We start from the raw sequence: 25029 nt of genomic DNA on the forward strand, positions 1-25029 counted from the left end.
GAACCCGGCCCTCCGTCTCTTCGCACAGGGTCAGCGGCGGCCGAATGCCCCGCCCAGGATGCCGCCCAAATCCGGTCCTGCCCCGTCCTCTTCGCCGCCCGGACGTGTCACGATGTCGACCCGGTCGCCCTTCTTCCCCTCCGTGTTGGCCGGAGGGTTGGTGGTGACGACGATCGAGCCGTCGTCCTGGTCGCCGTGGACATCGCCGACCTCGAAGCCGGCCTCCTCCAAGGCGCCCTTGGCGTCGCCGAGGGACTGGTCGGTGACGTCGGGGACGGTCGCCGGCTCGTCCTCGTCGTCGGGCGCCTTGGCGACGGTGAGGACGATACGAGTGCCCTCCGGGTGCTGCGTGTTGGCGCCAGGGTCCTGCTTGAGCACGGTGTCGGCCGGCTTGGACTGGTCGTCCTGCTCGGCCTTGGCGACCTCGAAGCCGAGTGCCTTGAGCTGCCCCTCCGCCTCCTCGTAGCTCTTGCCGGTGACGTCGGGCACGTTGGTGGTGGCCTCGGCGGCGACGGTGAGCGTGATCACCGAGCCCTTCTGCGCCTTCTGGCCGGCCTCGGGATCCTGGCCGAGTACGGTGTTGGGCTCGGCGTCCGCCGTCTCCTCGGCCTCCTTGCGCACCTTGAAGCCGGCGTCGTTGAGCTGCTGCTTGGCGTCGTCGAAGGCCGAACCGTTGACGTCGGGGACGTCCTGGGGGGCCGGGCCCTTCGACATCACGAGGGTTATGACGGTGTCGCGGTCGACCTTCTCGCCCGAGGCGGGGTCGGTCTTGCAGACGTGGTTCTTCTTCTCCTTGCAGAAGGAGCTGTCCCCGCGCTCCGCCTTCAAACCGGCGTTCTCCGCCTGGGACTTCGCCTCGGCGAGGCTGAGCCCGGAGAGCGAGGGGACCTCGGTGTTGTCCGAGGAGGAGTTGCCGAAGAGCGCCTTGCCGACGAAGATCGCGCCGATCAGCACCAGGATCACGGCGATGATCAGCAGGATCGTCGAGGTGTGGTTCTTCTTCGGCGGACGGCGGCGGCCACGCGGCTCGTCGCCGTCGTCGTCCCGCATCGGCGGCATCATCGAGGTCTGCGCGTCCTGCGGGCGGAGCGCTGCCGTCGGCTGGTCGTCGGGGTAGCCGTAGCCGGCCGCGCCCATGGCGGCGCCGGCGGCGACGGGCTGGCCGTCGAGGCACGCCTCGATGTCGGCGCGCATCTCGTCGGCCGACTGGTAGCGGTAGTCCGGGTCCTTGACGAGCGCCTTCATCACGATGGCGTCCGTCGCGGGGGAGATCTCCGAGTCGAAGGCGCTCGGGTGCTGCGGTTCCTCGCGGACGTGCTGGTAGGCGACTGCGACGGGGGAGTCGCCGACGAACGGCGGGCGCACGGTGAGGAGTTCGTAGAGCAGGCAGCCCGTGGAGTACAGGTCGGAGCGTGCGTCGACCGTCTCGCCCTTGGCCTGCTCGGGGGAGAGGTACTGCGCGGTGCCGATGACGGCGGCGGTCTGCGTCATCGTCATGCCCGAATCGCCCATCGCACGGGCGATACCGAAGTCCATCACCTTGACCTGGCCGGTCCGGGTGAGCATGACGTTGGCCGGCTTGATGTCGCGGTGGACGATGCCGTTGCGGTGCGAGTACTCGAGGGCCTGGAGGATGCCGACGCACATCTCCATCGCGCGCTCCGGCAGCAGCTTCCGCCCGGAGTGGAGGAGTTCGCGCAGCGTCGAGCCGTCGACGTACTCCATGACGATGTACGGGATGGAGACGCCGTCGACGTAGTCCTCGCCGGTGTCGTAGACCGCGACGATCGCCGGGTGGTTGAGGGAGGCCGCGGACTGCGCCTCGCGTCGGAAGCGCGCCTGGAACGACGGGTCGCGGGCGAGGTCGACGCGGAGCGTCTTCACCGCGACGGTACGTCCCAGGCGGGTGTCATGGGCGAGGTACACCTCGGCCATGCCACCGCGGCCGAGCACCGAGCCCAGCTCGTACCGGCCGCCGAGGCGACGCGGCTCTTCCATAGTCTCCAGCCCTCTCCGGTCGTCCGTGCCGCGGTGCCGGCCTCGTCGAGGCTGCGGCTGCGGCACGGCGGTGTGCTGCTCGGCATACGGTACCCGGCGGTGGTTCGGGCCCCCGTGCGACGGTGGTCGGCGACTGCGGGGGCCCGGTGGCCGGGGTCACGTCACTGCTTTCCGTCGAGGACAGCCTCCATGACGCCCTTCGCGATGGGTGCGGCGAGCTTGCCGCCCGCGATGTCGCTGCGGAGGGTGTCCGAGCTCTCCACCACGGCGGCGACGGCGACGGGTGAGCCGTCGTCGGTCTTGGCGTAGGAGATGAACCACGCGTAGGGGTTGTCCTCGTTGTTCTCGCCGTGCTGTGCGGTGCCCGTCTTGCCGCCGACGGTGACGCCGGGGATCTTCCCCGAGCTGCCGGTGCCGTCGTTGACGACCGTCTCCATCGCCTGCTGGAGCTTCTGCGCGTTCTCGCTGGAGACGGGCTGGCTCAGCTCCTTCGGCTTGGTCTGCTCGACGACGTTGAGGTTGGGCGCGACGAGCTGGTCGACCATGTACGGCTTCATGAGCTTGCCGTCGTTGGCGACAGCCGAGGCAACCATGGCCATCTGGAGCGGGGTTGCCTGGTTGGACGCCTGGCCGATGCCGGCCAGGGCGTTCTGCGGCTGGTTGTCCTTCGGGTAGAGGCTCGGCGCCGGGCGGACGGGGGTGTCCTGCGAGCCGCTGTCCTGGTCCCGGTTGAAGCCGAACTTCTCGGCCTCCTCCATCATCTTCTCGTTGCCCAGCTCGTGGGACATCTTCGCGAAGACGGTGTTGCACGACCACTGGAGCGCGACGCGGACGCTGGCGTTCTTGCACGCCGGGTTGTTGCCGTCGTTGCCGAGGTCGTTGGTGCTCTGCGGGAGGCGGTACGGGACCTCGCTCTGGGTCCTCTTGTCGAGGTCGTACTCGCCGCTCTCCAGGCCGGCCGCCGCGGTGACGATCTTGAACGTCGAGCCGGGCGGGTAGGTCTGGCGGAGCGCCCGGTTGAGCATCGGGTCTTCCGGATCGTTCTTCTTCTGGAGGGAGTTGAACGCGTCCGAGTCCTTCTTGCCCACGCCCGCGAACTTCGACGGGTCGTAGGAGGGCTTGTTGGCGAGGGCGAGGATCGCGCCGGAGCGCGGGTCGATCGCGGCGACCGCGCCCTTGGAGTCACCGAGCCCGTCCCAGGCCGCCTTCTGCGCCTTGGAGTTGAGCGTGGTGACGACGTTGCCGCCCTTCTGCTGCTTCCCCGTGAGCATGTCGATGGTGCGGTTGAAGAAGAGCCGGTCGTCGTCGCCCGTGAGGATCGGGTCGTAGAGGCTCTCCAGTTGGGTGGCGCCGAAGCCCTGCGAGGCGAAGCCGGTGACGGGCGCCCACAGCTTGCCGTTCTTGTACGTGCGCTTGTACTTGAAGTCGTTGCCGTTGACGACGGTCGACCCGGTGATCGACTTGCCGTCGACGATGATGTTGCCGCGCGGCTGCGCGTAGCGGGCGATGTCGACGCGGCGGTTCTTGGAGTCGGTCTTGAGGTCTTCGGCCTGCACGAGCTGGACCCAGTTGTCCCGGATCAGCAGCGCGAGGACGAGCAGGCCGCAGAAGATCGCGATTCTGCGCAGCGGCTTGTTCACGGTCGGACCACCTGAGTCATCTCGGCGTCGGGTGACGGTGCGGGCGCGGGGGCCGGGCGGCGCGCTGTGTCGCTGATCCGCATCAGGATGCCGACCAGCGCCCAGTTCGCGATCACCGAGGAACCGCCGTACGCCAGGAAGGGCATCGTCATGCCGGTGAGCGGGATGAGCCCCATCACGCCGCCCGCGACGACGAAGACCTGGAGCCCGAAGGCGCCGGAGAGGCCGATCGCGAGGAGCTTGCCGAAGGGGTCGCGGGCGGCGAGCGAGATCCGCACGCCGCGTTCGACGATGAGGCCGTAGATGAGCAGCAGCGCCATCATGCCGGTGAGGCCGAGCTCCTCGCCGACGGTCGCGAGGATGAAGTCGGAGTTGGCCGCGAAGCCGATGAGGTCGGAGTTGCCCTGTCCGAGCCCCGTGCCGAGGACGCCGCCCGAGCCGAACGCCCAGAGCGCCTGGGCGACTTGGTCGCTCTGCGCCATCGTCTCCTCGGCGAACGGGTGGAGCCACGCCTGGACGCGGTCCTGCACGTGCGGCTCGAAGGAGGCGACGGCGACGGCGCCCACCGCCGAGAGCACCAGGCCGAAGACGATCCAACTGGTGCGCTCGGTGGCGACGTAGAGCATGATGACGAAGAGGCCGAAGAAGAGGAGCGAGGTGCCCAGGTCGGTCTCGAAGACGAGGATCATCAGGCTCAGCGCCCAGATCACGAAGATCGGCCCGAGGTCGCGCCCGCGCGGCAGGTACATCCCCATGAAACGCCGGCTGGCGAGCGCGAGCGCATCCCGCTTCACCATGAGATAGCCGGCGAAGAAGACAGCGATGATGATCTTCGCGAACTCGGCGGGCTGGATGGTGAATCCGGCGATGTTGATCCAGATCCGTGCGCCGTTGACCGGTTTGAAGAAGACCGGCAGGACGAGCAGGACCAGCGCGGCCACCATGGAGATGTAGGTGTACCGCTGCAGGACGCGGTGGTCCTTGAGGAGCAGCAGCACGCCGACGAAGAGCGCGATACCGATGGCCGAGTACATCAACTGCCCCGGCGCATCGGGACTGAAGGCCCCGAAGAGGTCCTCGGCGCGCTGATGCAGCCGCTCCGACTGGTCGAGGCGCCAGATCAGCACCAGGCCGAAGCCGTTGAGGAGCGTGGCGAGCGGCAGCAGCAGCGGGTCGGCGTACGGCGCCCAACGGCGCACGACGAGGTGGCCGACGCCGGCGAGGAGGCCGAGCCCGAGCCCGTAGCCGAGCATGCCCGAGGGCAGCTCGTCATTGACTGCGAGGCCGACATTGGCGTAGGCGAAGACCGGGATCAGCACGGCGAAGACGAGCATCGCCAGTTCGGTGTTGCGCCGGCTGGGCAGGCCGCCGGAGGAGACCGTCGAATGACCGCCGGTATTGCTGATGTTGCTGCTCATCGTTGGCGCTGCCCCCTACGGCGCGGTGCACTGCTTGGCGAGCTCCTGCTGTTTCTCCGTCAGCCGGGGGCCGGGGGACGGGGAGCTTGAGCCCTTGCGGGTGCTGTCGTTGTCGTTGTCGGCGTGGTACGCGGAGGGGGCGACGACCGCGGAGCCGTCCTGGGTTCCCTGCCGGTCGGCGTCGCCGGGGTTGTTCTGCTCGTCCTTGCGCTCGGCCTTGTCGGAGCCGGAGCCCTTCTTCGGCTCCTCCTTGCGCTGCGAGACGACCTTGCAGACCTTCGCCTGCGCCGCGAGCTCGTCGACCTTGTCCCGCGCGTCGCCGAGGCTTCCCGCGGGGATCGTCTCCTCGACCTCCTTGCGCTGGTAGTAGGGAAGGTACTTGAGTTCGATCTCGGGGCGGTCCTCGTAGACGTCGTGGAGCGCGACGCCCGCGAGCTCCTGGCTGATGCCGCGGTAGAGGGAGACGTGCTGATCGTTGGTGCCGACGTAGTACTGGTTCTGCGTCCAGCGCCAACCGCCGTACAGGCCGCCGCCGATGACGGCGAGGCCGACCGCGATCCACACCGAGCGCTTGAGCCACTTGCGGCCGCCGCCGGGCTTGCGGAAGTCGTCGTCCGAGTACGGCCCGAAGGTGCCGTCGGGCGGGGGCGGCCCCGAGTCCTGCGGGGGGCCGAAGCCCTCGGAGTTGCCCTGCGGCGGTACGCCCTGGGTGCGGCCGAGTTCGGCGGCGCGGGCCGCCGGGGTCTGGAGGGTGCCCGGGTCCTCGCCGAGCGACTGCTGGTTCTCGGCGACGGCGCCGACGATGACGGGGGTGTCGTTGAGGCGGCCGGTGAGGGTGTCGCTGTCGTCGACGTCGAGGACGTCCGCGACGATGCACGTGATGTTGTCGGGTCCGCCGCCGCGCAGGGCGAGTTGGATGAGCTCCTGGACCGTCTCCTGGGGGCCCTGGTAGCTGCCGAGCGCCTCCTCCATCGTCTGGTGGGAGACGACGCCGGAGAGGCCGTCGGAGCAGAGGAGGTAGCGGTCCCCCGCGCGGACCTCGCGGATCGAGAGGTCGGGCTCGACGTGGTCGCCGCTGCCGAGGGCGCGCATCAGCAGCGAGCGCTGCGGGTGCGTCGTCGCCTCCTCCTCGGTGATGCGGCCCTCGTCGACGAGGCGTTGGACCCAGGTGTGGTCCTGCGTGATCTGCGTGAGGGCGCCGTCTCTCAGGAGGTAGGCGCGGGAGTCGCCGACGTGGACGAGGCCGAGGCGGCGGCCGGTCCACAGGAGCGCGGTGAGGGTGGTGCCCATCCCCTCGAGCTGCTGGTCCTCCTCGACCATGACGCGCAGTTGCTCGTTGGCGCGCTGCACGGCCGAGCCGAGCGAGGTGAGGATGTCGGAGCCGGGGATGTCCTCGTCGAGTTGGACCATGGTGGAGATCACCTCGGAGGAGGCGACCTCGCCGGCGGCCTGGCCGCCCATGCCGTCGGCGACCGCGAGCAGCCGGGGCCCGGCGTAACCGGAGTCCTCGTTGTGCTCGCGGATCATGCCGTCGTGTGATCCGGCGGCAAAGCGCAGTGACAGGCTCATGCGCACCTCGCCTGTCGGCTCGGGGTACATCCGCACGGTGCCCACCCTCCGGTCGTCATGTCGGTAACTACTTCCGCAGCTCGATGACCGTCTTGCCGATACGGATCGGCTCTGAGGGCGGGATCGGCGTCGGTGTGGTGAGTCGGTTCCTGCCGAGGTAGGTGCCGTTGGTCGAACCGAGGTCCTCGACGATCCACCGGCCGTCGCGGTCCGGGTAGATCCTGGCATGGCGGCTGGAGGCGTAGTCGTCGTCGAGGACGATCGTGGAGTCGTGGGCGCGGCCGAGGGTGATCGTCTGGCCCTGGAGCGCGACCGTCGTGCCCGTCAACGAGCCCTCGGAGACGACGAGTTTGGTCGGCGCATTGCGCCCGCCCCGGCCCCTGCGGGACTCCTGCGGCTGACGCCGCTGCTGCTGGCGCTGCTGCGGACGCTGCCCCTCGCGGCGTGCGGCGCGCTGTGTCACCCGCGTTCCGAACAGGTCGCTCCTGATGACCTGCACGGACACGATGACGAACAGCCACAGCACGGCGAGGAAGCCCAACCGCATGACCGTCAGGGTCAGCTCTGACATTGCCCCCGCTTCACCCTTCGGCTTGCCGGTAAATGATCGTGGTGCTGCCCACGACGATGCGCGAGCCGTCGCGGAGCGTAGCGCGAGTCGTGTGCTGCCCGTCCACCACGATTCCGTTTGTGGACCCCAGGTCCTGGACCGAGGGCGGGTTGCCCGTCCTGATCTCGCAGTGCCTGCGCGAGACGCCCGGGTCGTCGATCCGCACGTCGGCCTCTGTGCTGCGGCCGAGGACGAGCGTGGCGCGGGAGATCTGGTGGCGGGTGCCGTTGATCTCGATCCAGCGCCGCGTCTCGGCCTTCGGCATCGGGCTGGACGCGCTCGGTGCGTACGACGGAGCGCTGCTCGGCATCGGGGGCGCGCCCGCCGGTGGCGGGGGGTAGCCGGAGGGTGTGGACGGGGGAGCGCCGCCGGGCGGCGGGCCCGCCTGCGGACTCTGCGGCGGGGGGGCCTGCGAGCTGCTCGACGCGAGGGTGCGGCTGCGTACGCGGTAGAGGCCGGTGTCGAGGTCCTCCGCCTTCTCCAGATGGACCTTGATCGAGCCCATGAAGGTGTAGCGCTGCTGCTTGGCGTAGTCCCTGACCATGCTGGAGAGTTCGTCGCCGAGCTGGCCGGAGTACGGGCTGAGCCGGTCGTAGTCCGGGGTGCTGAGTTCGACGATGAAGTCGTTGGGGACGACCGTGCGCTCGCGGTTCCAGATCGTGGCGTTGTTGTCGCACTCACGCTGGAGGGCGCCCGCGATCTCCACGGGCTGCACCTCGGACTTGAACACCTTCGCGAAGGTGCCGTTGACGATGCCTTCGAGTCGCTGCTCGAAGCGCTTCATCACTCCCACGGTGCACCTCCTTCCCAGATGCCCTCGGCTCCCAGTGCTTCCCCCCAGTGTGGCCCGGGCGGTGCGCACACTGCGTCCGCGGTACTGCTTACTGATCGTATCCACGCGCGAGGGGAACGGCTGGTTCCCCGACGAGCGGCCGGACACGGGTGTTCGCGCTCACATCCGCTGCACTTCCGCGCCGGGAGTGTCCCCGCACGTGCAGCGACCACACAGGTTCGCACGGATCGTAGAGCGTCGACGCCGGTGTCCTGTAGCACGATACGGGCAGTCGGCCCGGCGGTGCAGCCGTGCTGGTGAGCGGGTACGCACCGTAGGCTCGCGAGCGCACGCGGCGAGCGGCTTCGCTCGTGCCGGGCAGGGGCCTTCGGGCCTGACGGAACGGGTGTGAGGTGACCTCTTCCGGCGTGCTAATCTTCTCGAAGTCGTCAGGCGCCGGTCAGGCTGCGGACGGCGACACCCAATGCGCGAGTGGCGGAATAGGCAGACGCGCTGGATTCAGGTTCCAGTGTCCGAAAGGACGTGGGGGTTCAACTCCCCCCTCGCGCACCACACATCACGGCAGAGGCCCCAGTTGATCTGGGGCCTCTGCCGTTTTCGCGTGCGACGGCCGTCGCGGCGCCCTCGGGGAGCGGCCCGGGCGACGGCCGCCCGTCCACCACGGCGCGTTCGGACGCGCGGGGACGCAGCGGCCGGTTTCTGCAGATTCGGTGCGGTTGCACCAGCGAGGACCGCTTCGTTCACAGGGACAGTTCAATCGTTGCTGAACGGACACAACGTGGAGACCGGTTGATCAAAATGTGCGCGGACGCGTACACATCTTGCAGTGCGGTTTCTAGAGTGTGCTGGTTGTCCCGTACATCGGTGTACGGGCGTGTGCTGGAGAACACGACACGGGGGACATATGACAAGTCGCATTGCCATTGCCGGAAAGTCCCGCCTCACGGTGGAGATGATCGCCGAGTCGCTCAGCCGCGAAAGCGGGCTCGATGTCGTGGCCGTCGTCAGCAGCTACCAGCGGCTGGTCGAGGCCGTGGAGGAGCACGAGGCGGACGTCGCCCTGGTCGACTTGGAGCGTGTGCACGGGAGTTGGGCGCGGGCGACCGACGACATACGCCGGGTCCACCCCGGGTGCGGGGTGGCGCTGGTGCTGGACACACCGTCGCGCACGTTCGTCGACCAGGCTCTCAGAGCCGGCGTGCTGAGCATCATCTCCCGAACCGCAGGGCTGCGCAGGTTGATCGACTCGGTGCACGGGGTCGCGTCGGGACAGGTCGTCATCGACCCGCAACTACTCTCCGCGGGCCGCCCGGACGGGCCGCTGAGCGACCGGGAGGCCGACGTGCTGCGGCTGACGGCCTCGGGTGCGTCGGTGAAGGAGATGGCGGGAGAGCTTTACCTGTCGGCCGGCACAATCCGCAACCTCGCCTCCGCTGCGATCAGGAAGCTCGACGCCCGCAACCGTTACGACGCCGTCCGCATCGCCAGCGAGCAGTGCTGGATCTGAACGGCCCGTCGCTCGCCGGTTCCCGGTGGGGCCCCGGGAACCGGCGTCTCCCTCACTGCTCGCGGCAGAACTCGTCGATCGGGTAACCGACATGGCGGTCCGCCGTGGGCAGGTGGCCCAGCACCCTGTCCCCCGGCGTGAGTTCGGTGCTGTTGAGCACGGCACCTCCCGGCCCGAGGACTCGCACGTGCCAGTCGTCCTGGAGGATGAGGTTGACGGCCTGCCCGTTCGGGGCCACCGCGTCCACGGAGATCAGCGGCCGCGTCTCGATCTTGACGCGCCCCACGTTGACCACGCGGGTGCGCCCCCGGGTGTCCACGGCCAACACCTTGCTGCCGGCGACGAGTTCGCTGAGGTAGCGGGTGCTGCCGCGGTCCGCGACGGTGTAGGAGTGGATGGCGCCCGCGTTGACGCGGAAGGGCCTCGTCGGCATGTAGGGCAGGGGATGGGTCTCGCTGACGCACAGGACCATCCCCTTCGAGTGCGAGCCGACGAGAATGCCCTCGTCCTTGCCGAGGTAGCTGCATGTGTCGACGCAGGCGCGTTCGCCCATACCGATGTGCGCGGTCGCCGTCACCGTGAGCTCGACGAGGTCCACCTCGCCCGTGACCGCACCGGCGGCCTGCCTCAGTGCGGTGGCGTCCCCGACCGCCCGTGCCGGCATCAGTACGCCGTCCGAACCGAGTTCGAGCACACCGAAGATGATCCCGGCCTCCTCGACATCGGCAGCCCGGGTCAGGACGGTCCCCTCACGGCCGGCCGCTGCCGCGAGCACGATCTCCAGCGGGATCTTCGTCGGGTCGCGGAAGTCGAGCAGGCTCCACTGCTCCGTGCGCGCCGCCTCGCAGGCCGTCTCCAGGGTCTCCGCGTCGACGATCTCGACGTAGCGGCCGAAGTCGGTCGACGGGTGCGCCGCGGCCAGCTTGGCGCGGTCGGCGGCGCTGCCGGCGACCACGACCAGGTCGGCGCCGGCGAAGGCGTCCACCGGTTCCCCGGCGTCGTGCACGAGCACACGGCGGACGGTCGGCGGCAGGTCAGCGAGGAGCCCCATGTCCGCCGCGACGACGGCGTCGATGCGTTGGTGCACCGCCTCCTCGAGGATCGCCGGCGCGCTCTCGTCGTCGGCTCCTCGTATGTCAAGCCAGCACAGCTTGCTCTCCGTCACGTTGCTGTCCCCTCGGTGTGTGGTCGGGTCCTGCGGCCGGCTCCGGGGCCGGCAACCGGTGTACGAGACGTGCCACCTGTTCCGCCGTCCGCTGCGGATCGGCGGACTGGAACACGTTGCGCCCCATGGCGACGCCCAGTGCGCCTCCGGCGAGCACCTCGTCGACGAAGGCGAGAACGCCGTCCTCCGTGCCCCGTTGCGGGCCGCCGGCGACGAGGAGCGGGACCGGGCAGGCTTCGGTGAGAGCCGCGAGGTCGTGCAGCGAACCGGGGAAGCACGTCTTGATCAGATCGACGCCCAGGTCGGCCGCTATGGTCACCGCGTGCGCCACGAGCGCGGGATCGTGCGGGTCGGCGATGCGCGGGCCGCGGGGATACACCATGGCGAGCAACGGGAGGTTCCAGCGGTCGCACGCGTCCGAGACCCTGCCCAGGTCGGCTATCTGCCGACGCTCGTCGTCGGAGCCCAGGTTGACGTGCACGCTGACCGCGTCCGCGCCCAACCGCAGCGCGTCCTCCACCTCGGTGACGAGGTACTTGGCGTCGGGGTCCGGGGCCTGCCCCGTGCTCGCGTTGAGGTGGATGACGAGCGACATGTCGGCGAACCGCTCCGGGTGGATGTGCCGCACGCTGCCCTTGTGCACCACGATCCCGTCGACGCCGCCCGCGGCGAGCTGCCCGGCGAGAAGGTCGATCGAGCTGTTCTTCGGCACCACGGGGCCGTCGCTGAGGGAGTGGTCGAGCGGCGTGATCAGCAATCCGTCCGGCGTGTGGTGGTGCAGCCGCCGCAGGCGCAATGACCGCGCGAAATGCCCGTAAGGTCTCATTGCGCTTTCTTCCTTTCTCCGAGAATGACGGTGTCCGGTTTTCCGGACGGGCCGAGCGGAATCTCCTCCCACCACGAGAACGAATCCGGAACGTGCGCGGGGGAAAGACGGGCCGCCACGTGGTCGCGTAGTTCCTCCGTCGTGCAGCGCCTTCCGGCGCGTGGCTGGACGGCGGCCTCGAGGCCCTCGACATTTCCGGCGCCCCGGACTCCGTACACCGCGCAGTCCGCGACGTCCGCATGCTGCAGCAGCACGTTCTGGACCGTCGCCGGATGGACTTTTATGCCGTTGACCTTGACGACGCTCCCGATCCGGCCCAGCAGACGGAGGTAGCCGTACCTGTCCCAGTGGCCGAGGTCCCCGGTGCGGAGCCAGCCGCTGCGTACCGTCGGCCCGGTGCGGTCCTCGTCGTCCAGGTAGCCGTCCATGAGCGTGGGCGATCTGACGCACACCTCGCCGGGCTCCGTCCCCTCGACCGGCTCGTCGGAGCCGGGGGGCCTGATCTCCATCTCCACCCAGGGGAACGGGCGTCCGACGCTGCCGAGGAGCTCCGGTTCCCGGTGGTCGAGCGGGGTGAGGGTACACATCCCGCCTGCCTCCGTGCTGCCGTAGAGCTGGGCGAGTACGTCCCCGAAGACCTCAACGGCCCGTGCGACACGGGACGGCGCGGCGACGGTGCCGCTGTAGAGGACCTGGCGGAGGGCCGGGAAGTCGGCCTCCTCGATTCCGGGATGGTCGACGAGTTGGTAGAGGTGGGGCACCGCGAGGTAGAGGTCGGTCACCCCCTCCTCGGTGAGTGCCCGCAGGACGTCGGGCAGCCGGAATCCGTCGTGGAGTACGACCGTGCCGCCCGCCACGAGCGCCGCGTCCACCATCGTCGCCGTCGCATGGCTGATCGGCGTCACCGACAGCAGCGTGGGGCGGTGTTCCGGCGCGGCGGCGCCGAACGACAGGTCGACGAGCCGGTCCCGCACGCCGAACGAGCGGCGTACCAGCTTGGGGGTGCCGGTGGTGCCGCTGGTCAGGTCGACGACTGCCAGGTCGTCCGGCGCGTAGGAGACGGCCGGCGGAGCTCCCTCGCCCTCGTACGGGGCCGTCCCGGCGAGGGTGACGACCGTCAAGTCCCGTACCTGCGCGCGGAGTTCGTCGCCGCGGGTGAGGAGGGGGCCGTCCACCGCGAGGACGCGGGCACCGGTGGCGCGCAGCAGCCGCACCTGTTCGGCCGCCGGCAGTTCCTCCGCGTCCGACCGGGCGTTCATGGACCGGATGTGGACGACGGCGGCACCGAGCAGGTGGCCGGCGTACCTTGCGGCGAGCATGGCGGCGCAGTTCGGTTCGGTGAGCACGGCGACGGTGTCGGCCGGGCGCACGCCCGCACGCGTCAGCGCTCTCGCCGCGCAGACCACGGAGGTGTGGAACTCGTCGGCCGTGAGGTTTTTCTTCCACGAACGCACGACGATTCTCGCCGGGTCGCTTTCAAGGTGTTCCAGAATTCGCAGAACGTAGTTCCGGTGGCTCGTGCTGTTCACCGGCGCCTGGCTCATGGGCGTCCACCATCTTCCCCCGGGTCCTTGCCCAATCATTCGACCACCGCACGGGAAAGGTGATCAGTGGCAAGCCTGCGCAGAAGCAAGGGCCGGGGCAAGTTGTTCCGTCGGGTCGATGACATTCATCATCGTGCTGCGAACAAAGGTAATTCGGCGTTCCCCGGAGAGTGTTCAGGCGGCGTAATTATCTTTGTCATCGGGTGTCTGACCGGTGTCATCGGTCCCTTGCCCGGGGCGGAGGGCGGCACGAGCCTGGTTGCCTCGCGATGTCGACTCGGAGGGCAGCATGCGACCCGGAAACCCGTGGCCCGAAGCGGAGTACCTCGTCGGCTTCAGGGACGAAGTCCGGGTCGAGTTCGACGCCACGTCGGTCAGCCTCCGCACGCCCGTGCGCACCTTCGCCGTCCGGCTCGGCGAGGGCCGCCTCCGCGCCGCCCTCGCCTCGCTCGTCGGCGGGCTCGTCCCCATGGACGAGGCGCTGCGCGACCTCGTCCCGGCCGAACGCGTCCAATTCCAGCGGCTGTTGAGCCGCCTCAACCGGCTCCTCGTCTACGGGGTGCCGATCGGCGGGCGGGAGCTGGTCCGGATCGAGCACACGGCGCCCGACGCCGAGGCGACCGCCGTGCGCGTGGGTCCGGACGACCTGGTGCGGCTGTCCAGGTTCGCGCTGTGCCGCAGCAGGTCGGGTGCGCTGGTGCTGGAGTCGCCGCTCGCCAAGGTCAGGGTGGTGCTGGTGGAGAGCGTCGCCCGGGAGCTGGTGACCTCGCTCGCCGAGGCCAGGGGCGTGGACGAGCTCGCGGCCTCGCTCGCCGGCGACCTGAAGGCGGCGGAGGTACGCACGCTGCTCGGTGTGCTCGCCGGTGCCGGGTTCGTCGAGGTGCGCGCGGCCGGCGAAAAGTTCGCCGCGGAGGACACAGTCCTGCAGCAGTGGGACTTCCACGATCTGCTCTTCCACTCCCGCGTCCGCGGCGGGCGGTTCGACGAGCCGTTGGGAGGCGTCTTCCCGCACAAGGGGAGGATCGACCCGCGTCCGGCCGTCAAACCGGTGCCCGAAGGACCCTCGGTCGAGCTGTACCGCCCGAGCCTGGAGGACGTCGTCCGCGAGGACCCCGGTCTGACGGCGGCGTTGGAGGGCCGCAGGTCGTTCCGCGGGTACGGCGAGCGGCCCCTGACGGCCGAGCAACTCGGCGAGTTCCTCTACCGCGTCGGCAGGGTGCGGACACGGTACGTCCCGGAGCCGGAGGACGAGCCCGGCAGCGAGATCGTCTCGCGCCCGTATCCCACCGGCGGCTCCGCCTTCGAGTTGGAGCTGTACCTCACGATCCGGCGCTGCGCCGGTGTGGAACCGGGCAGCTACTACTACGACCCGGTCGGCCACCGGCTCGTGCTCGTGAACGACGATCCCGGGGACCGCAGGGCCATGCTGGACGTCGCCGCCGTCTCGACGTCCAGGGAGGCCGACCCGGAGGTCCTGATCACCATGACCTCCCGCTTCCAGCGGCTCTCCTGGAAGTACAGCGGTATGGCCTACGCGACGACCCTGCGGCACACCGGCGTCCTGTACCAGACCATGTACCTCGTCGCCACGGCTATGGGTCTCGCTCCGTGCGGTATCGGGATCGGGGACGCGGACATGTCCGCGCGTGTTCTCGGGCTCGACTACCTGGAGGAGTCCTCCGTCGGCGATTTCCTCCTCGGCAGCCGCCCGCCGGGCGATCCCGGTATCTGGGACCGCGAACAGGGCTGGGAATGGGTCAACGATCCGGAATGGGCGGCGTGGGCCGGCAGGACGCTGGGCCGTACGTGACCCGGCGAGTGACGGCACCGAATCCCCCGCCCTCGGCGCGGGGGTGTTTTTTCGTCACCGCTGCGGAATTAACGAATCCGCTTTCGGTTGTGATATCGGTAATCGAGCGGATGACAAGTGTCAATGAGGCCCGGCGAGGTGTGGTGTTTCGGTGGAGAATTCGAAACGATATGCCTTGCGTGGCCGTCCGGCCGTGCAAAGGAATTAGCAGAGGAGTTCTCAATGAGCAATGTCACGGTTGACTCCATCGACATCGAGCAGGTCTTCGACTCGTTCGACGTGACCGAGCTGGAGGTTCTCGAGGTCTCGCAGGGTGTCGCCCAGCCCGAGATGGGCGCTTCCGGCGGCACCGTCGGCACCTCGTCCTCCTCGTCCACCTGCTCCTCGTCCACCTGCTGACGAGAGCCTGCTGTCCCAGGTGACAGGTGCGACGGCGTCCACCCCGGTGGTGGGCGCCGCCGCCCTTCCCCGACCCGGCTCAGCCGCGGTGGGCGACGTGCGCGGCGGTGGCCCACAGTGCGAGGGCGGCGCCGAAGCCGAGCAGGAGCCGGGCGTCGGCCCCGCCCGCGGGAAGCAGGGCGCAGGCGAGGGCGAGGGAGGTCAACAGGCCGCCCGTCCACCAGTACTGCGGCTGTGCGAAAAACCTGGCCAGCGGGAGGAAGTGCAGGCCGACGACGAGGCACACGGCGACGGGGATGTAGTCCCAGAGGTCGAACCGGCCGAGCGCGAAGACCGCCCCCACGATCGCCACGGTCTGCCCGATGTTGACGAGTCGGAAGATCCGCAGGCTGCTCGGCAGCACCCGGCGTATTCGTCTGGGCCGCGTGCGCGTACCGAGGCGAACGGTGAGGGCCACCGCGGCAGCGGCGACGAGGACCGCCGCTGCGAATGCGGAGAAAAGAGCGGGCCCCTGCACCTGCGGTGCGAGCCCCGAAACACCCAGGATTTCCCACATCGAGGCGAAAGCGGACATTATGACTGCGCCTTGCAGTCGGCCGTCCCCGCTCAGTTTTCCCCTGCTGGATTCATCGGTCACTTATGCATCCTACCGTGATGTTTCCGCGGAATGCGGCACAGGTGTCACGAGTTGGGTGACGGATGTCAGTAACCGCTCGGTAATCCTTTTCCGGCCGCGATCGATTCCTGAAGAGTGAGGGTCATGAGAGGCGAAGTGGTAAAAGACCGAGGCGATGCTCCGGCACCCGGTTCCACGGGCGTGCGGGTTTTCACGGGTGCGCCGGTGACGTTGGCGTGGATCTCCCGGTCGGTGCTTCCCTTCGTCCGTTTCGTGCAGGAGAGCGGGGGCGCCGTCGTACGGCTGCGCCGGGGATGGCTGCACGGTCCGCACGTGGACGTCCTCGCGCGGGGTGCGCTGGGGCAGGAGCTGCCGTGGACGGCCCTCGCGCGGCAGCTCGACGCGGGCCCGCCCCCCGAGCAGGCGAGGGCGCTCGACGAGAAGACCTACCTGGAGCAGGCGCGCGAGTTCGGCCGTCTCGAGGCGGTGCCTCCGCCGTACCTCCCCATGCGTGCACACGGCGAGGTCGAACTCCTCAGCGCCGACGACACGGCCGCGAGCGACCCCCTGCTGCACGACCTGCGGGAGGCCGAGGTCGTGCAGGGGGCGATGTGCCCGCCCCTGCTGGCGACGATCGAGGAGCTGGCGAAGGACCCGTCCGTCGCCACCGTCCGGCTCGCCGAGGCGTTCCTCGCACTGGGCGACTCCTACTTCCTCGGACTGCCGCACGGCGCCTTCTCGTTCCGCTCGCACGCCGAAGCCTTCCTGGGCTGGGCGGCCCCCACGAAGGACATGCGCCCCGTCTTCGCCGCGCGGCTCGCCAAGGAGGCGCCCGGCCTGCGCCGAGCGGTGGAGCAGCGCCTCGCCGGAGACGTCAGCGCCGCGGCGGCCGGGTGGCGCACCGCCTTCGCCTACGCCTCGGGGACCCTGGACAGCGCCGTCAGCCAGGGACGGCTCACCCCCGAAATGCTGGACCGGGTCAACGCCGCCGTGGACACCACCGCGATGGGGCCTCCCACGAAACCGGGCGAAGTGCCGCAGGGGCAGCACCCGGACACGGCGTTCCACCGCGCCGTGGCGGAGTCCGGCGTGATCGACGACCCGCCCCCCTGGTTCGCCTCCTACCGCATGCTGATCAACCTCTTCTACCAGCAGCTTCCCCTGCTCACCGTCTCTCCGATGCAGCGGTACTACATGTGCTGGGCGCTCGCCGAGACGCTCGACGAGGTCCTCGGGGAAACCTGGCAGGAGCGGTTGGCCAAGGGGCGGACGCGCTGGGTGCAGACCCAGGGGGCCGCGCGATGAGCCCGGGAGAGGCACCGCTGCTCGTCGCCGCCGCGCAGGAGGAAGCGGCGGTGGAGCCGTCGAGGGAGCCTCTGTGGCTCCTGCGCCTCAACCCGCTCCGTCGCACCCGCCTCGGCGATCCGACGTTGCGGGACCTGCTGACCCGACTGACGGCGGCCGAACGCGCAGTGCAGCAGGCCGCGCACCGGTGCTCCGACGAGCTCTACTCCCTCATCGGCGCCACGGCGGACGACGCCGAGCGCGGCCGGCTCATCGCCGCACGCAGGGCGATCCACAACGACCGCCCCCTCCGGGACGCTCCGCCGGCGGCGCCTGCGGTCGCCGAGTGGCTGCGCGCCCGGGAGGAACGCGGCACGCTGCGGGAAGAGGTCGCCGACCGCTACCGGGAGGGCGCCGACCGGGAGCGCCACAACCTCGCCGAGCTGCTCGGCGACGAGCACCTCCGCCGCTCGCTCGCCCTCGTCGCCCCGGAGGTGTACGCGGAGTCCGAGCGCTACCGGGCCGCGGTGGCGGAACCGGGCGGCCTCTCGGCGCGCGGTCGCAAGTCGGAGCGGGGGCTTCTCCAGTACGTCACCAGAGCCATGGTGCGCACCAGCCCGCTCGCCCGGTTCACGGCCGTCGGGATCGCCGTGCCCGAGCCGGGCGGTACCGACCCGGACGAGGTGCGCTTCGAGAAGGCCACCGCTTTCCCGAGCCTGGACCGCGTGATGCTCGGTTACGTGCTCGGCGGCCTGCAACCGCCCGCGGGAGCCGCGCTGTTGGACGCCTGGGTGGCGCTCTCGCCCACCTCCGCCCTCGACGAGAGCCGGAGCACGCTCTACTTCCTCCGCGTCACCGACTCCGGTTTCCAGCGCCTCTCCGCGCCCGTCAAGGGCGTGGTCCGGGCGATGGTCGACGGGACCGTCATGGGCCCCCGACCGGTGCGCTCGGTCGTCGCGCACGTCGCCGGGCAGACCGGGTGCACGGCGCAGGAGGCGGCGAAAGCCGTGGCGCACGCCGTCCACCAGGGCGTCCTGTGCACGTACAACGAGCCGGAGGACGGGAGCGCCGACCTTTCGGTGCTGCTCACCCGCCCGGAAGCCCCGGGGGCCGCACACCTGGACGACGTGCGGGCGCGGCTGCCGCGCCTCGCGACCGGCTCCGTCGCCGACCGGCCGGGCGAACTCAGGGCGATCGAGGGCGACTTCGGGGAGCTGAGCCGCCTCGCCGGGCGTCCGGCGCGCGTCACGGTCGAGGAGGACTACGTACTGGAGCCGATGACGGTCGACTCCTCCCGCTGGCGGCCCCGGCTCTCCGACCTCGGCGCCACGGTGGAGCTGCTCTCGGTCTTCGACTGGCTCCACGACGTGCGCGTCATGACGACGGCCGCCTTCGTGGAGCGCTTCGGAGCCGGCGCGAACGTCTCCCTCGCCGAACACGCGGAGCCCCTCGTGCAGGAGGTCTCCCGCCGTGCGGCCGTGATGGGCGAGTCGTACGCGCACGGCGATCCGGGCGCGCTCGACGGACTGGGCACGGCGGGCGGCAGCCTGGAGCAGCTCTTCGCGCTGCGCCGCAGGGTGATCGAGGAGACCCAGAGCCGTATCACCGAGGCGGTGGAGAACGCGGAGGAGGACCTCACCCTCTCCGCGCGGGAAGCGGTCGAGCTCACCTCGGGACTGCCCGAGTGCATCCGCCGGGACCCGTTGAGCTATGGGGTGCTGGTGCAGGCGGCGGGGGACCGGCTCGTCTTCAACGACGGGCTGCCCGGGCACGGCATGCTGTACGCCCGCTTCCTCGACGCGGACAGGAGGCTGGGCGGTGCCTCCGTGCCGTACCTCGCCGAGCGCCTGCGCGAGCGCTTCGCATGGGACGGCGCCCACGTCGTGGAGGACCGGGGGCTGCACCGCCTCAACGTCAACGCCCACCCGGAGATCCTGTCGGAGGGGCTGTGCCCCGACGACTGGTTCTCGCTGCGCCTCGTGCACGACGCCGCGTCCGACGCACTCGCCGTCGAGGACGCCGACGGGCGGCGCCTCCGGGTGCTCCCGCTCGGTACGGGACACCCGGGCCTCTTCCCGCCGCCGCTGTCTTTGGCGACCTCGCTCTCCACGGGAGGGCGCCTCAACAACGGCCTGCTCGACGGCTGGTACCGGGCGCACCACCCGGACGGGCAGCGCACGCTGAGCCTCCCCAGGCTCTCGATCGGCGGCGTCGTGCTCGCCAGGCGCCGCTGGTACGGCGGCGCGGAGCTGGCCTCCGCGCTGGGCACCCCTCCCACGGAGCACGAGCGGCTGCTCGCACTCACCGCCTGGCGTGCACGGCACCAGGTGCCGGAGGAGGTCGTCGTGAAGACGGCGTTCGCCCAGGACTCGCCCCGGACGCTCGACCCGGAGGACGTGCTCCCCCGCCGCCTCCAACACAAGCCCCAGTACGTGGACTTCTCCAGCGCACTGAGCACCCGGGTGCTGCCGAAGATGCTGGACCGCCGCGCGACGACCGAGGAGTCCGTCGACTACCTGGAGGAGGCCCTTCCCTCCGTGCGGGAGGGGACCCACGCACAGGAGTGGGTGGTGGAGATCGGGCGCGCCCCCGGCGGCCTGTTCGAGTACGAGGGAGAGAACCGATGAGGATGCGAGCAAGGCCGTATCTGCACTGTGCACCGGTGCCGGACGGGGTCTACTTCAGCGGTGCGCGGACCCAGTTCGTCCTCCGCGGCTGGGACCGGTTGTTCAAGGTCGCCGACGTGTGCGTGCCGCTCCTCGAACGGGGGACGACCGAGGACGAGTTGGTCGAGGCGCTGGGGACCGAGCGCTCCCGCTCCGTCGTGCGCCTCCTGACGGGCGGCCTCCGCGACCACGGCATGCTCCTGGAGGGCGAGTCCCTCCTGGCGTCCGCTCCGAGCGAGGCGGACCGGACGCGGTACGCGGGTGCGCTCGCCTATCTGGAGTCGGTCTGTGCCGACCCGTACGCGGCCTTCGCCAGGGTCCGCGCGGCCCGGGTCGCACTCCTCGGTCCCGACGACGCGGTGCAGCCCGCGGTGCGGGGCCTCGAACGCGCCGGGGTCGGCGAGGTGCACGCGGTGGACGCCGCCGAGCCGTACGCCTGGCGCGGTGCGGACGCGGTGGTCTGCTGCGGCAGCGCCGCGGAACCGCTCGCCGAGCAGCTCGTGGTGCGCGTGGCCCGGGACGTGCCCGAAGGCGTCGCGGTCGTGCCGGTGCTGCTCGACGAGCACGTGCTGCAAGCCGGACCCGCGGTCCGCGGGGACGCGGCGCAGCCGAGGCTTTCCGCCGTCCGCAGGCGGGTGCAGGCGTGGGCGCAGGGCGAGGGCCTCCGGCCGGCCGCCCGGCCGGTCGCGGACGCGATGGCCGGCGCGCTCGCGGGGCAGCTCGCCCTCGACGCCCTGGCAGGGGTCGGCGAGGAAGGCGCCGCTTACGTGGTGCACGGCGACGAACTCACCGCCGAGCGGATCGTCGTCGCGCCGCCCGCCGGCGGGACGGAAGCCGGCGTCCGGGCGCTATCGGAGGCGGACAGGGAGGCGGTACCCGACGCCGACGAAGCGATCGAGCGCGTCCACACCTTCACCCGGCGCTTCACGGGCCTCCTCGCCCCGTCGCAGGCGGAGCAGGATCTTCCGCAGATGCCGCTGGCCATCCGCGAGATGGACTTCCGTACGGGCAGCGCCGGCCGGGTCGCCGTATGGGGGGCGCACCAGCGCGACGCGACGGTGGGGGCCGTCCTGGAGGTCCTGCGGCGTTCGGGGCGGTTGCCCGCCGGGCGCGGGAAGGGCGCCGCCGGCCTGACCGAGGAGCGCTGGCTCCTCGACGGCGCGCTGCGGCACCTCGCCGCCGAGGCACAGCCTCTGGACGCGGAGATCGTCGAGAGCGAGGAGACGCAGCGCATCCGCCGCACACTGCGGGACTGGCAGGCCGGCCCGCTCACCGTCCGCCTCGCCGAAGTGCCCGGAGTCGACTGGCGGTTGGCCCGGGTCGAGCACGCGCGCAGCGGCGAACTCCTCGGCGCCGCCTGGGCCTCGGACGCGGACACCGCGGTCCGCGAGGCCCTGAGCACGAGCCTTGCAGCGGCCCGGATCGGCGCCGCCCGCGACGGCGCCACCGACCTGCCCCTGCTGCGTACGGACGCGCTCCAACTGGCGGAAGCGGAGCAGGTCGACGCGGTGCGTGCGCAGATCTGCCGGCTCGCCGCCGCCCGGGGCGTCTCCTTCGAGGGCCGTCCGCTGCGGCGGGACCCCGTGCTGGGCGCACTGCCCTTCTGGTTCGGCCCCGTCGTGGTCCGCCGACTCACCGAGGAGCCTCCGCATGCGCGATGAACAGCAGTACGGACCCGGTTGGGACGGGTTCCGCGACTCCTCCTGGGAGGCGGTCCTCGCGCGGGTCGGCGAAGCGGTGCGGGCGCGAGCCGTCCTCAACCGGGGCTGGGACCTCGAGTGGGAGCGGACGCAGTGGGAGAAGAGCGCCGCCGGCACCGAGGAGTTGGTCTCGGTGCGGGTGTGGGACGACGAAGTGGTCGTCGGGCCCCGCTGGGTCCCCGGCACGGACTCCGGTTGCGCGAGCTGCGCCGAGGTGCGGGAGCGCAACACCACCGAGCACCCCCTGGCCGACTCCCCGGGCGAGCCCTGCGGGATACCCGCAGCGCCCTCGCCCCTGCTGCCCCTCCTCCTCGACGCCGCGCTGGACGACCTCGCGGCGCACCCCCTGCGGCCGGGCGAACTGTGCGTCGTCGGGACGCGATACGTGCGCCGGCACCGCGTCCCACGGAGCTTCTTCTGCCCCGCCTGCCAAGGCGGCGCCTCCCCGCTCACCGACGACGAGCGCCCCGCGCCGCTGGAGCTGCGCGCCGAGCCGCTCTCGTCGGGAGACCCCACACGCGGCGTCGGCGGAGCCCGCCTGATGGAGCCGGGCGCCCTCCGCGGGCGACTCCTCGATGCGCGCTACGGGCCGATCCAGGTCATCATGCGCGAGTCGAACGTCCCCTTCGCCATGAGCATGTGCCTCGCACCCGACGCGGCAGCCCCGGGGCACGGGCGCGCGGGCACGTTCGCGGAGGCCGACCCCGTCGGGATCGTCGAGACCTACGAGCGGCTCGGCAGCTTCCCCTTCGACACACCGCTGCTGCTGGACCGCGGCTACCGCGAGGTCGCGGACCGGGCCCTCGACCCGGCCACGTTGGGGGAGCACTCGGAGGAGCAGCTCGCCCACCCGAGCTGCCAGGTGCTTTCCTACACCCCGGATGCGCCGCTGGACTGGGTGTGGGGCCACGATCTCGCCACGGGCGAGGCGCAGTTGGTGCCTGCCGAGGCCGCCTTCTACCAGTACGAGCAGCGGTTCAAGCTCTCCAGGCACGCGGCCCGCGCGGCGCGCGTCGCTGCGCGCCGGGAGCGGGCTGCGGGTCGCGTGCCCGAACCGGGCACCCTGCGCAAGTACTTCCACGACTCGTCGAGCGGGTGCGCGGCGGGTGCGAGCCTGGAGGAGGCAGCGCTCCACTCCCTGCTCGAACTCGCGGAGCGGGACGCCTTCCTCCTCTCCTGGCACCGCCGGACTCCGCTGCCCCGTATCAGCAACGCGTCGATCACCGACCCGGAGAACCGGAGCCTGATCGACCTGATCCAGACGCGCGGCTTCGACGTGCACGTGCTCGTCGCCCAGCAGGACATCGCCCTGCCGATCGTCTGGGTGCTCGTGGTGAACCGGCGCAATCCCTTTCCCGCCACGTACTCGTCCGGCGGCTCGGGAGCCGACCCGAACACCGCTGTGCGGGGCGCGCTGCGCGAGGTGGCACAACTCGTCACCAACAGGGGGCAGTGGAACCGCGAGGAGGCCGAGTCGATGCTCGACGACCCGTGGAGCCTCGTCGAGCTCGAACACCACCCGCAGCTCTACACGCTTCCCGAGAAACTGCCGCGCGCCACCGAGGTGCTCGGCGGTCCCGAGACCACGCTCGAGGAAGCCTTCCCCGAGTGGCCCGGAGTCCTGTGGCGGGCTGCCGGGGGCACGGTGCGCGGGTCCCTGGAGCACGTACGCCGACTGTACGAGGACGCCGGGCTCGACCGGATCGTCCTGGTGAACCAGACCACCAGGGAGCACGCCGACGCCGGCGTGTCGGTAGCCAAGGCCGTCGTCCCCGGCATTCTGCCGATGTGTTTCGGTCACGCGCAGCAGCGCCTGAAGAACCTGCCGCGCCTCACGGCCGCGCTCGCCGGAACGCCGGAGGAGCACCGGGCCATCCCCTACGACCCCCACCCGTTCCCGTGAGCGGCGTTACCGGGGGCGCGGCGCCGGCCGAGGAGACGCACACGAGCCCGCCGACGACTCCCGCGGCACGACGCGCCCCCGTGGACCTGCCGCCGCCGTTCGGGGACAACAACATTGAACGCGAGCCGCTGTGGTACGAGTTCGGCGCCGGTGTGGACGAGCCGGCCGTGCCTCCGTGGACCCGGGTGCCGGAGCCGCCCATGACGGCGCACGTGGCCCCGCCGCCGCCCGAGTGCGTCAGCGGCGGGGGGCGCCGGGAGCTGCCCCGGCGTACCGCGGAGCTGCTCGACGCCGCTCCCTTCCCGCACGGCCGGGTGCCCGGACTGCCCTTCGAGGAGGCGCTCGACCGGGCTCTCGTGTCGAGCTTCGGGGTGCAGTGGTCCGATCCGGAGCACGTCTACGACCCGCACCGCGGCTACGCCTCCCCCCGCTGCCTCTACCCGGTGCAGGTCTTCGTCGACGACGGCGCGGAGTGGCGGCTCCTCGAACCGGAGCGGCACGCGCTCACCCGTCTCACCCGCGGCAGCCACCGCGGCAACAGGCGGCGGATCGCGCTGACCGGGAGGTACACGCGCATCCCCCGCGGCTACAAGTGGTTCCGCGGCTCGTTGGTGAACCTCGAACTCGGCATCGTCCTCCGCTCGCTGGCCCTGGGGCTCGAACTCTTCGGAATCTCCGGACAGTTGGTGCTCCCGGGTGAAGGGTCGGCCGCGCTCCTCGGCGAGCTCGGGCTGGCCCCGGACTGGGAGTGGTCGCTCCCGCTCGTCGTCGAGCTGCCCCAGGGGCCGGCCGAACACGCCGAGCAGGTGCCGGAGTTCGCCGGGACCTCCGCAGCGGGGCCACCGGACGACCCGGCCCTCCGCGACCTGGTGCGCGTCAACCGCACCCAGGCGTTCGGCGGCCCGCCGGCCCCGGTCCCCCCGGCCGTACCTCCGCACCCGGCAGCGCCCCAGGACCCGCTCTCCTGGGCCGAGCTGATGTGGCGGCGCAACTCCGGTCGCATGCCGCGCGGCATGCTCGGCATGAGCGGCCGGCGCGCCCCCGCGTCCGCCGCCTCCGTGGCGGACGCGGTCCGCTGGCTGGGCACGCCGCCGCCCGGAGCGAGCCTGCGGGCCGCCGCCGAGCTGGTGCGGTTCACGGCGGTGCTCCAGGACACCGAGGGGTACCGGGACGGCATCCACCGGGTGCGGCCCGGCGGGACGGTCCCCGTCTCCGCCGACCCGACGGCCGCCGCCCGGCTGGAGGCGGAGTACGGGTACGGACTGAGCCCGGAGGCCGGCTGCGACATCCGCAACGCGTCGGCGATCTGGTTCATGTCGGTGAAGCCCCGCGAGCTCTTCGCCCGCCTCGGCCCCGACGGGTGGAGCGCCGCGCAGTACTTCTGCGGCTGGGCCCTGCACGGGCTGTGCCTGTCCAGTACGGCGCACGGGATGTTCGCGCGTCCGGTCCGCGCCTTCAACGAGATACCCACGCAGCGCATCCTCGGCCTGGAGGAGGACGAAATGATCGCTCTCGCCGTGGTGGCCGGTACGCCGAGGCACGCTCCGCACGCGCTGCTGGACATCAGAGTCTGAGGAGAAC

At 71.0% G+C, this 25029-nt stretch carries 18 protein-coding genes and 1 tRNA gene; 9 read left to right on the forward strand and 10 right to left on the reverse strand.

Features of this window, described 5'->3' with window-relative positions; genetic code table 11:
* Positions 1–30: 30 nt before the first annotated feature.
* From pknB to F603_RS0119565, 6 genes are all read right to left on the reverse strand, one after another.
* Positions 31–1998 (reverse strand): Stk1 family PASTA domain-containing Ser/Thr kinase, encoded by a 1968-nt coding sequence (gene pknB, locus F603_RS0119540; protein ID WP_019547668.1) that lies wholly within the window; start codon positions 1996–1998, stop codon positions 31–33.
* Between the two features lie 161 nt (positions 1999–2159).
* Positions 2160–3638, reverse strand: coding sequence for a peptidoglycan D,D-transpeptidase FtsI family protein (locus F603_RS0119545; protein ID WP_019547669.1), 1479 nt, complete (start codon positions 3636–3638; stop codon positions 2160–2162).
* Entirely contained in the window at positions 3635–5056 is a 1422-nt protein-coding gene (locus F603_RS0119550; protein ID WP_019547670.1) for an FtsW/RodA/SpoVE family cell cycle protein, read from the reverse strand. The genes F603_RS0119545 and F603_RS0119550 overlap by 4 nt, the downstream gene beginning before the upstream one ends.
* A 15-nt stretch (positions 5057–5071) precedes the next feature.
* Positions 5072–6670 (reverse strand): Stp1/IreP family PP2C-type Ser/Thr phosphatase, encoded by a 1599-nt coding sequence (locus F603_RS0119555; RefSeq protein ID WP_019547671.1) that lies wholly within the window; start codon positions 6668–6670, stop codon positions 5072–5074.
* A gap of 22 nt (positions 6671–6692) precedes the next feature.
* On the reverse strand, positions 6693–7196 hold the full coding sequence (locus tag F603_RS0119560) for an FHA domain-containing protein FhaB/FipA (protein ID WP_016906210.1): 504 nt from the start codon (positions 7194–7196) through the stop codon (positions 6693–6695).
* Between the two features lie 10 nt (positions 7197–7206).
* Positions 7207–8028: an FHA domain-containing protein gene (locus tag F603_RS0119565; protein ID WP_026328561.1), complete on the reverse strand. Its 822-nt coding sequence runs from the start codon at positions 8026–8028 to the stop codon at positions 7207–7209.
* Positions 8029–8493: 465 nt separating this feature from the next.
* Between F603_RS0119565 and F603_RS0119570 the strand changes: the two genes are divergently transcribed.
* Positions 8494–8580 (forward strand) — tRNA-Leu (locus F603_RS0119570).
* A 352-nt stretch (positions 8581–8932) separates the two neighbouring features.
* A complete protein-coding gene (locus F603_RS0119575; RefSeq protein ID WP_078503702.1) occupies positions 8933–9535 on the forward strand; it encodes a response regulator transcription factor in 603 nt (200 codons plus the stop codon).
* 52 nt (positions 9536–9587) lie between these two features.
* Here the strand turns inward: F603_RS0119575 and F603_RS0119580 are convergent, their stop codons facing one another.
* The 3 genes from F603_RS0119580 to F603_RS0119590 are packed head-to-tail and all read right to left on the reverse strand — an operon-like array spanning position 9588 to position 13070.
* Positions 9588–10700: a 3-dehydroquinate synthase II gene (locus F603_RS0119580; protein ID WP_019547674.1), complete on the reverse strand. Its 1113-nt coding sequence runs from the start codon at positions 10698–10700 to the stop codon at positions 9588–9590.
* Positions 10672–11526, reverse strand: a complete 855-nt coding sequence (locus F603_RS0119585; RefSeq protein ID WP_026328562.1) for a 2-amino-3,7-dideoxy-D-threo-hept-6-ulosonate synthase — start codon at positions 11524–11526, stop codon at positions 10672–10674. The genes F603_RS0119580 and F603_RS0119585 overlap by 29 nt, the downstream gene beginning before the upstream one ends.
* The gene (locus F603_RS0119590; protein WP_019547676.1) at positions 11523–13070 is read right to left on the reverse strand and encodes a class I adenylate-forming enzyme family protein; all 1548 of its coding nucleotides are present in this window, start codon (positions 13068–13070) and stop codon (positions 11523–11525) included. Before F603_RS0119590 ends, F603_RS0119585 begins: the two co-directional genes overlap by 4 nt.
* A gap of 289 nt (positions 13071–13359) precedes the next feature.
* On the opposite strand from F603_RS0119590, the gene F603_RS0119595 reads away from it, so the two are divergent.
* Positions 13360–14880 (forward strand): SagB/ThcOx family dehydrogenase, encoded by a 1521-nt coding sequence (locus F603_RS0119595; protein WP_019547677.1) that lies wholly within the window; start codon positions 13360–13362, stop codon positions 14878–14880.
* A gap of 222 nt (positions 14881–15102) precedes the next feature.
* Entirely contained in the window at positions 15103–15279 is a 177-nt protein-coding gene (locus F603_RS34185) for a thiazolylpeptide-type bacteriocin (protein ID WP_019547678.1), read from the forward strand.
* Positions 15280–15358: 79 nt separating this feature from the next.
* Here the strand turns inward: F603_RS34185 and F603_RS35935 are convergent, their stop codons facing one another.
* A complete protein-coding gene (locus tag F603_RS35935; RefSeq protein WP_245600828.1) occupies positions 15359–15916 on the reverse strand; it encodes a hypothetical protein in 558 nt (185 codons plus the stop codon).
* Positions 15917–16120: 204 nt separating this feature from the next.
* Between F603_RS35935 and F603_RS0119610 the strand changes: the two genes are divergently transcribed.
* From F603_RS0119610 to F603_RS0119630, 5 genes are read left to right on the forward strand one after another with little or no spacing between them, the layout of a single operon-like run.
* Positions 16121–17200 carry a hypothetical protein gene (locus F603_RS0119610; protein WP_019547680.1) on the forward strand — a complete coding sequence of 360 codons (1080 nt, stop codon included), beginning with the start codon at positions 16121–16123 and terminating at the stop codon, positions 17198–17200.
* Positions 17197–19806 (forward strand): lantibiotic dehydratase family protein, encoded by a 2610-nt coding sequence (locus F603_RS0119615; RefSeq protein ID WP_019547681.1) that lies wholly within the window; start codon positions 17197–17199, stop codon positions 19804–19806. Before F603_RS0119610 ends, F603_RS0119615 begins: the two co-directional genes overlap by 4 nt.
* Positions 19803–21506 carry a hypothetical protein gene (locus F603_RS0119620; RefSeq protein ID WP_245600829.1) on the forward strand — a complete coding sequence of 568 codons (1704 nt, stop codon included), beginning with the start codon at positions 19803–19805 and terminating at the stop codon, positions 21504–21506. The genes F603_RS0119615 and F603_RS0119620 overlap by 4 nt, the downstream gene beginning before the upstream one ends.
* Positions 21496–23448, forward strand: coding sequence for a TOMM precursor leader peptide-binding protein (locus tag F603_RS0119625; RefSeq protein WP_019547683.1), 1953 nt, complete (start codon positions 21496–21498; stop codon positions 23446–23448). Before F603_RS0119620 ends, F603_RS0119625 begins: the two co-directional genes overlap by 11 nt.
* The gene (locus tag F603_RS0119630) at positions 23445–25022 is read left to right on the forward strand and encodes a hypothetical protein (RefSeq protein WP_106431354.1); all 1578 of its coding nucleotides are present in this window, start codon (positions 23445–23447) and stop codon (positions 25020–25022) included. The genes F603_RS0119625 and F603_RS0119630 overlap by 4 nt, the downstream gene beginning before the upstream one ends.
* Positions 25023–25029 lie beyond the last annotated feature (7 nt).

Source organism: Streptomyces sulphureus DSM 40104 (assembly GCF_000381025.1).
In the GTDB taxonomy this organism is placed as follows: Bacteria; Actinomycetota; Actinomycetes; order Streptomycetales; family Streptomycetaceae; genus Streptomyces; species Streptomyces sulphureus.

Bases quoted from the DNA above. Each gene is read 5' to 3' on its own strand.
- pknB (WP_019547668.1), bottom strand. From the start codon at position 1,998: ATGGAAGAGCCGCGTCGCCTCGGCGGCCGGTACGAGCTGGGCTCGGTG.
- F603_RS0119550 (WP_019547670.1), bottom strand. From the start codon at position 5,056: ATGAGCAGCAACATCAGCAATACCGGCGGTCATTCGACGGTCTCCTCC.
- F603_RS0119560 (WP_016906210.1), bottom strand. From the start codon at position 7,196: ATGTCAGAGCTGACCCTGACGGTCATGCGGTTGGGCTTCCTCGCCGTG.
- F603_RS0119575 (WP_078503702.1), top strand. From the start codon at position 8,933: ATGACAAGTCGCATTGCCATTGCCGGAAAGTCCCGCCTCACGGTGGAG.
- F603_RS0119585 (WP_026328562.1), bottom strand. From the start codon at position 11,526: ATGAGACCTTACGGGCATTTCGCGCGGTCATTGCGCCTGCGGCGGCTG.
- F603_RS0119590 (WP_019547676.1), bottom strand. From the start codon at position 13,070: ATGAGCCAGGCGCCGGTGAACAGCACGAGCCACCGGAACTACGTTCTG.
- F603_RS0119595 (WP_019547677.1), top strand. From the start codon at position 13,360: ATGCGACCCGGAAACCCGTGGCCCGAAGCGGAGTACCTCGTCGGCTTC.
- F603_RS34185 (WP_019547678.1), top strand. From the start codon at position 15,103: ATGAGCAATGTCACGGTTGACTCCATCGACATCGAGCAGGTCTTCGAC.
- F603_RS0119615 (WP_019547681.1), top strand. From the start codon at position 17,197: ATGAGCCCGGGAGAGGCACCGCTGCTCGTCGCCGCCGCGCAGGAGGAA.
- F603_RS0119620 (WP_245600829.1), top strand. From the start codon at position 19,803: ATGAGGATGCGAGCAAGGCCGTATCTGCACTGTGCACCGGTGCCGGAC.
- F603_RS0119625 (WP_019547683.1), top strand. From the start codon at position 21,496: ATGCGCGATGAACAGCAGTACGGACCCGGTTGGGACGGGTTCCGCGAC.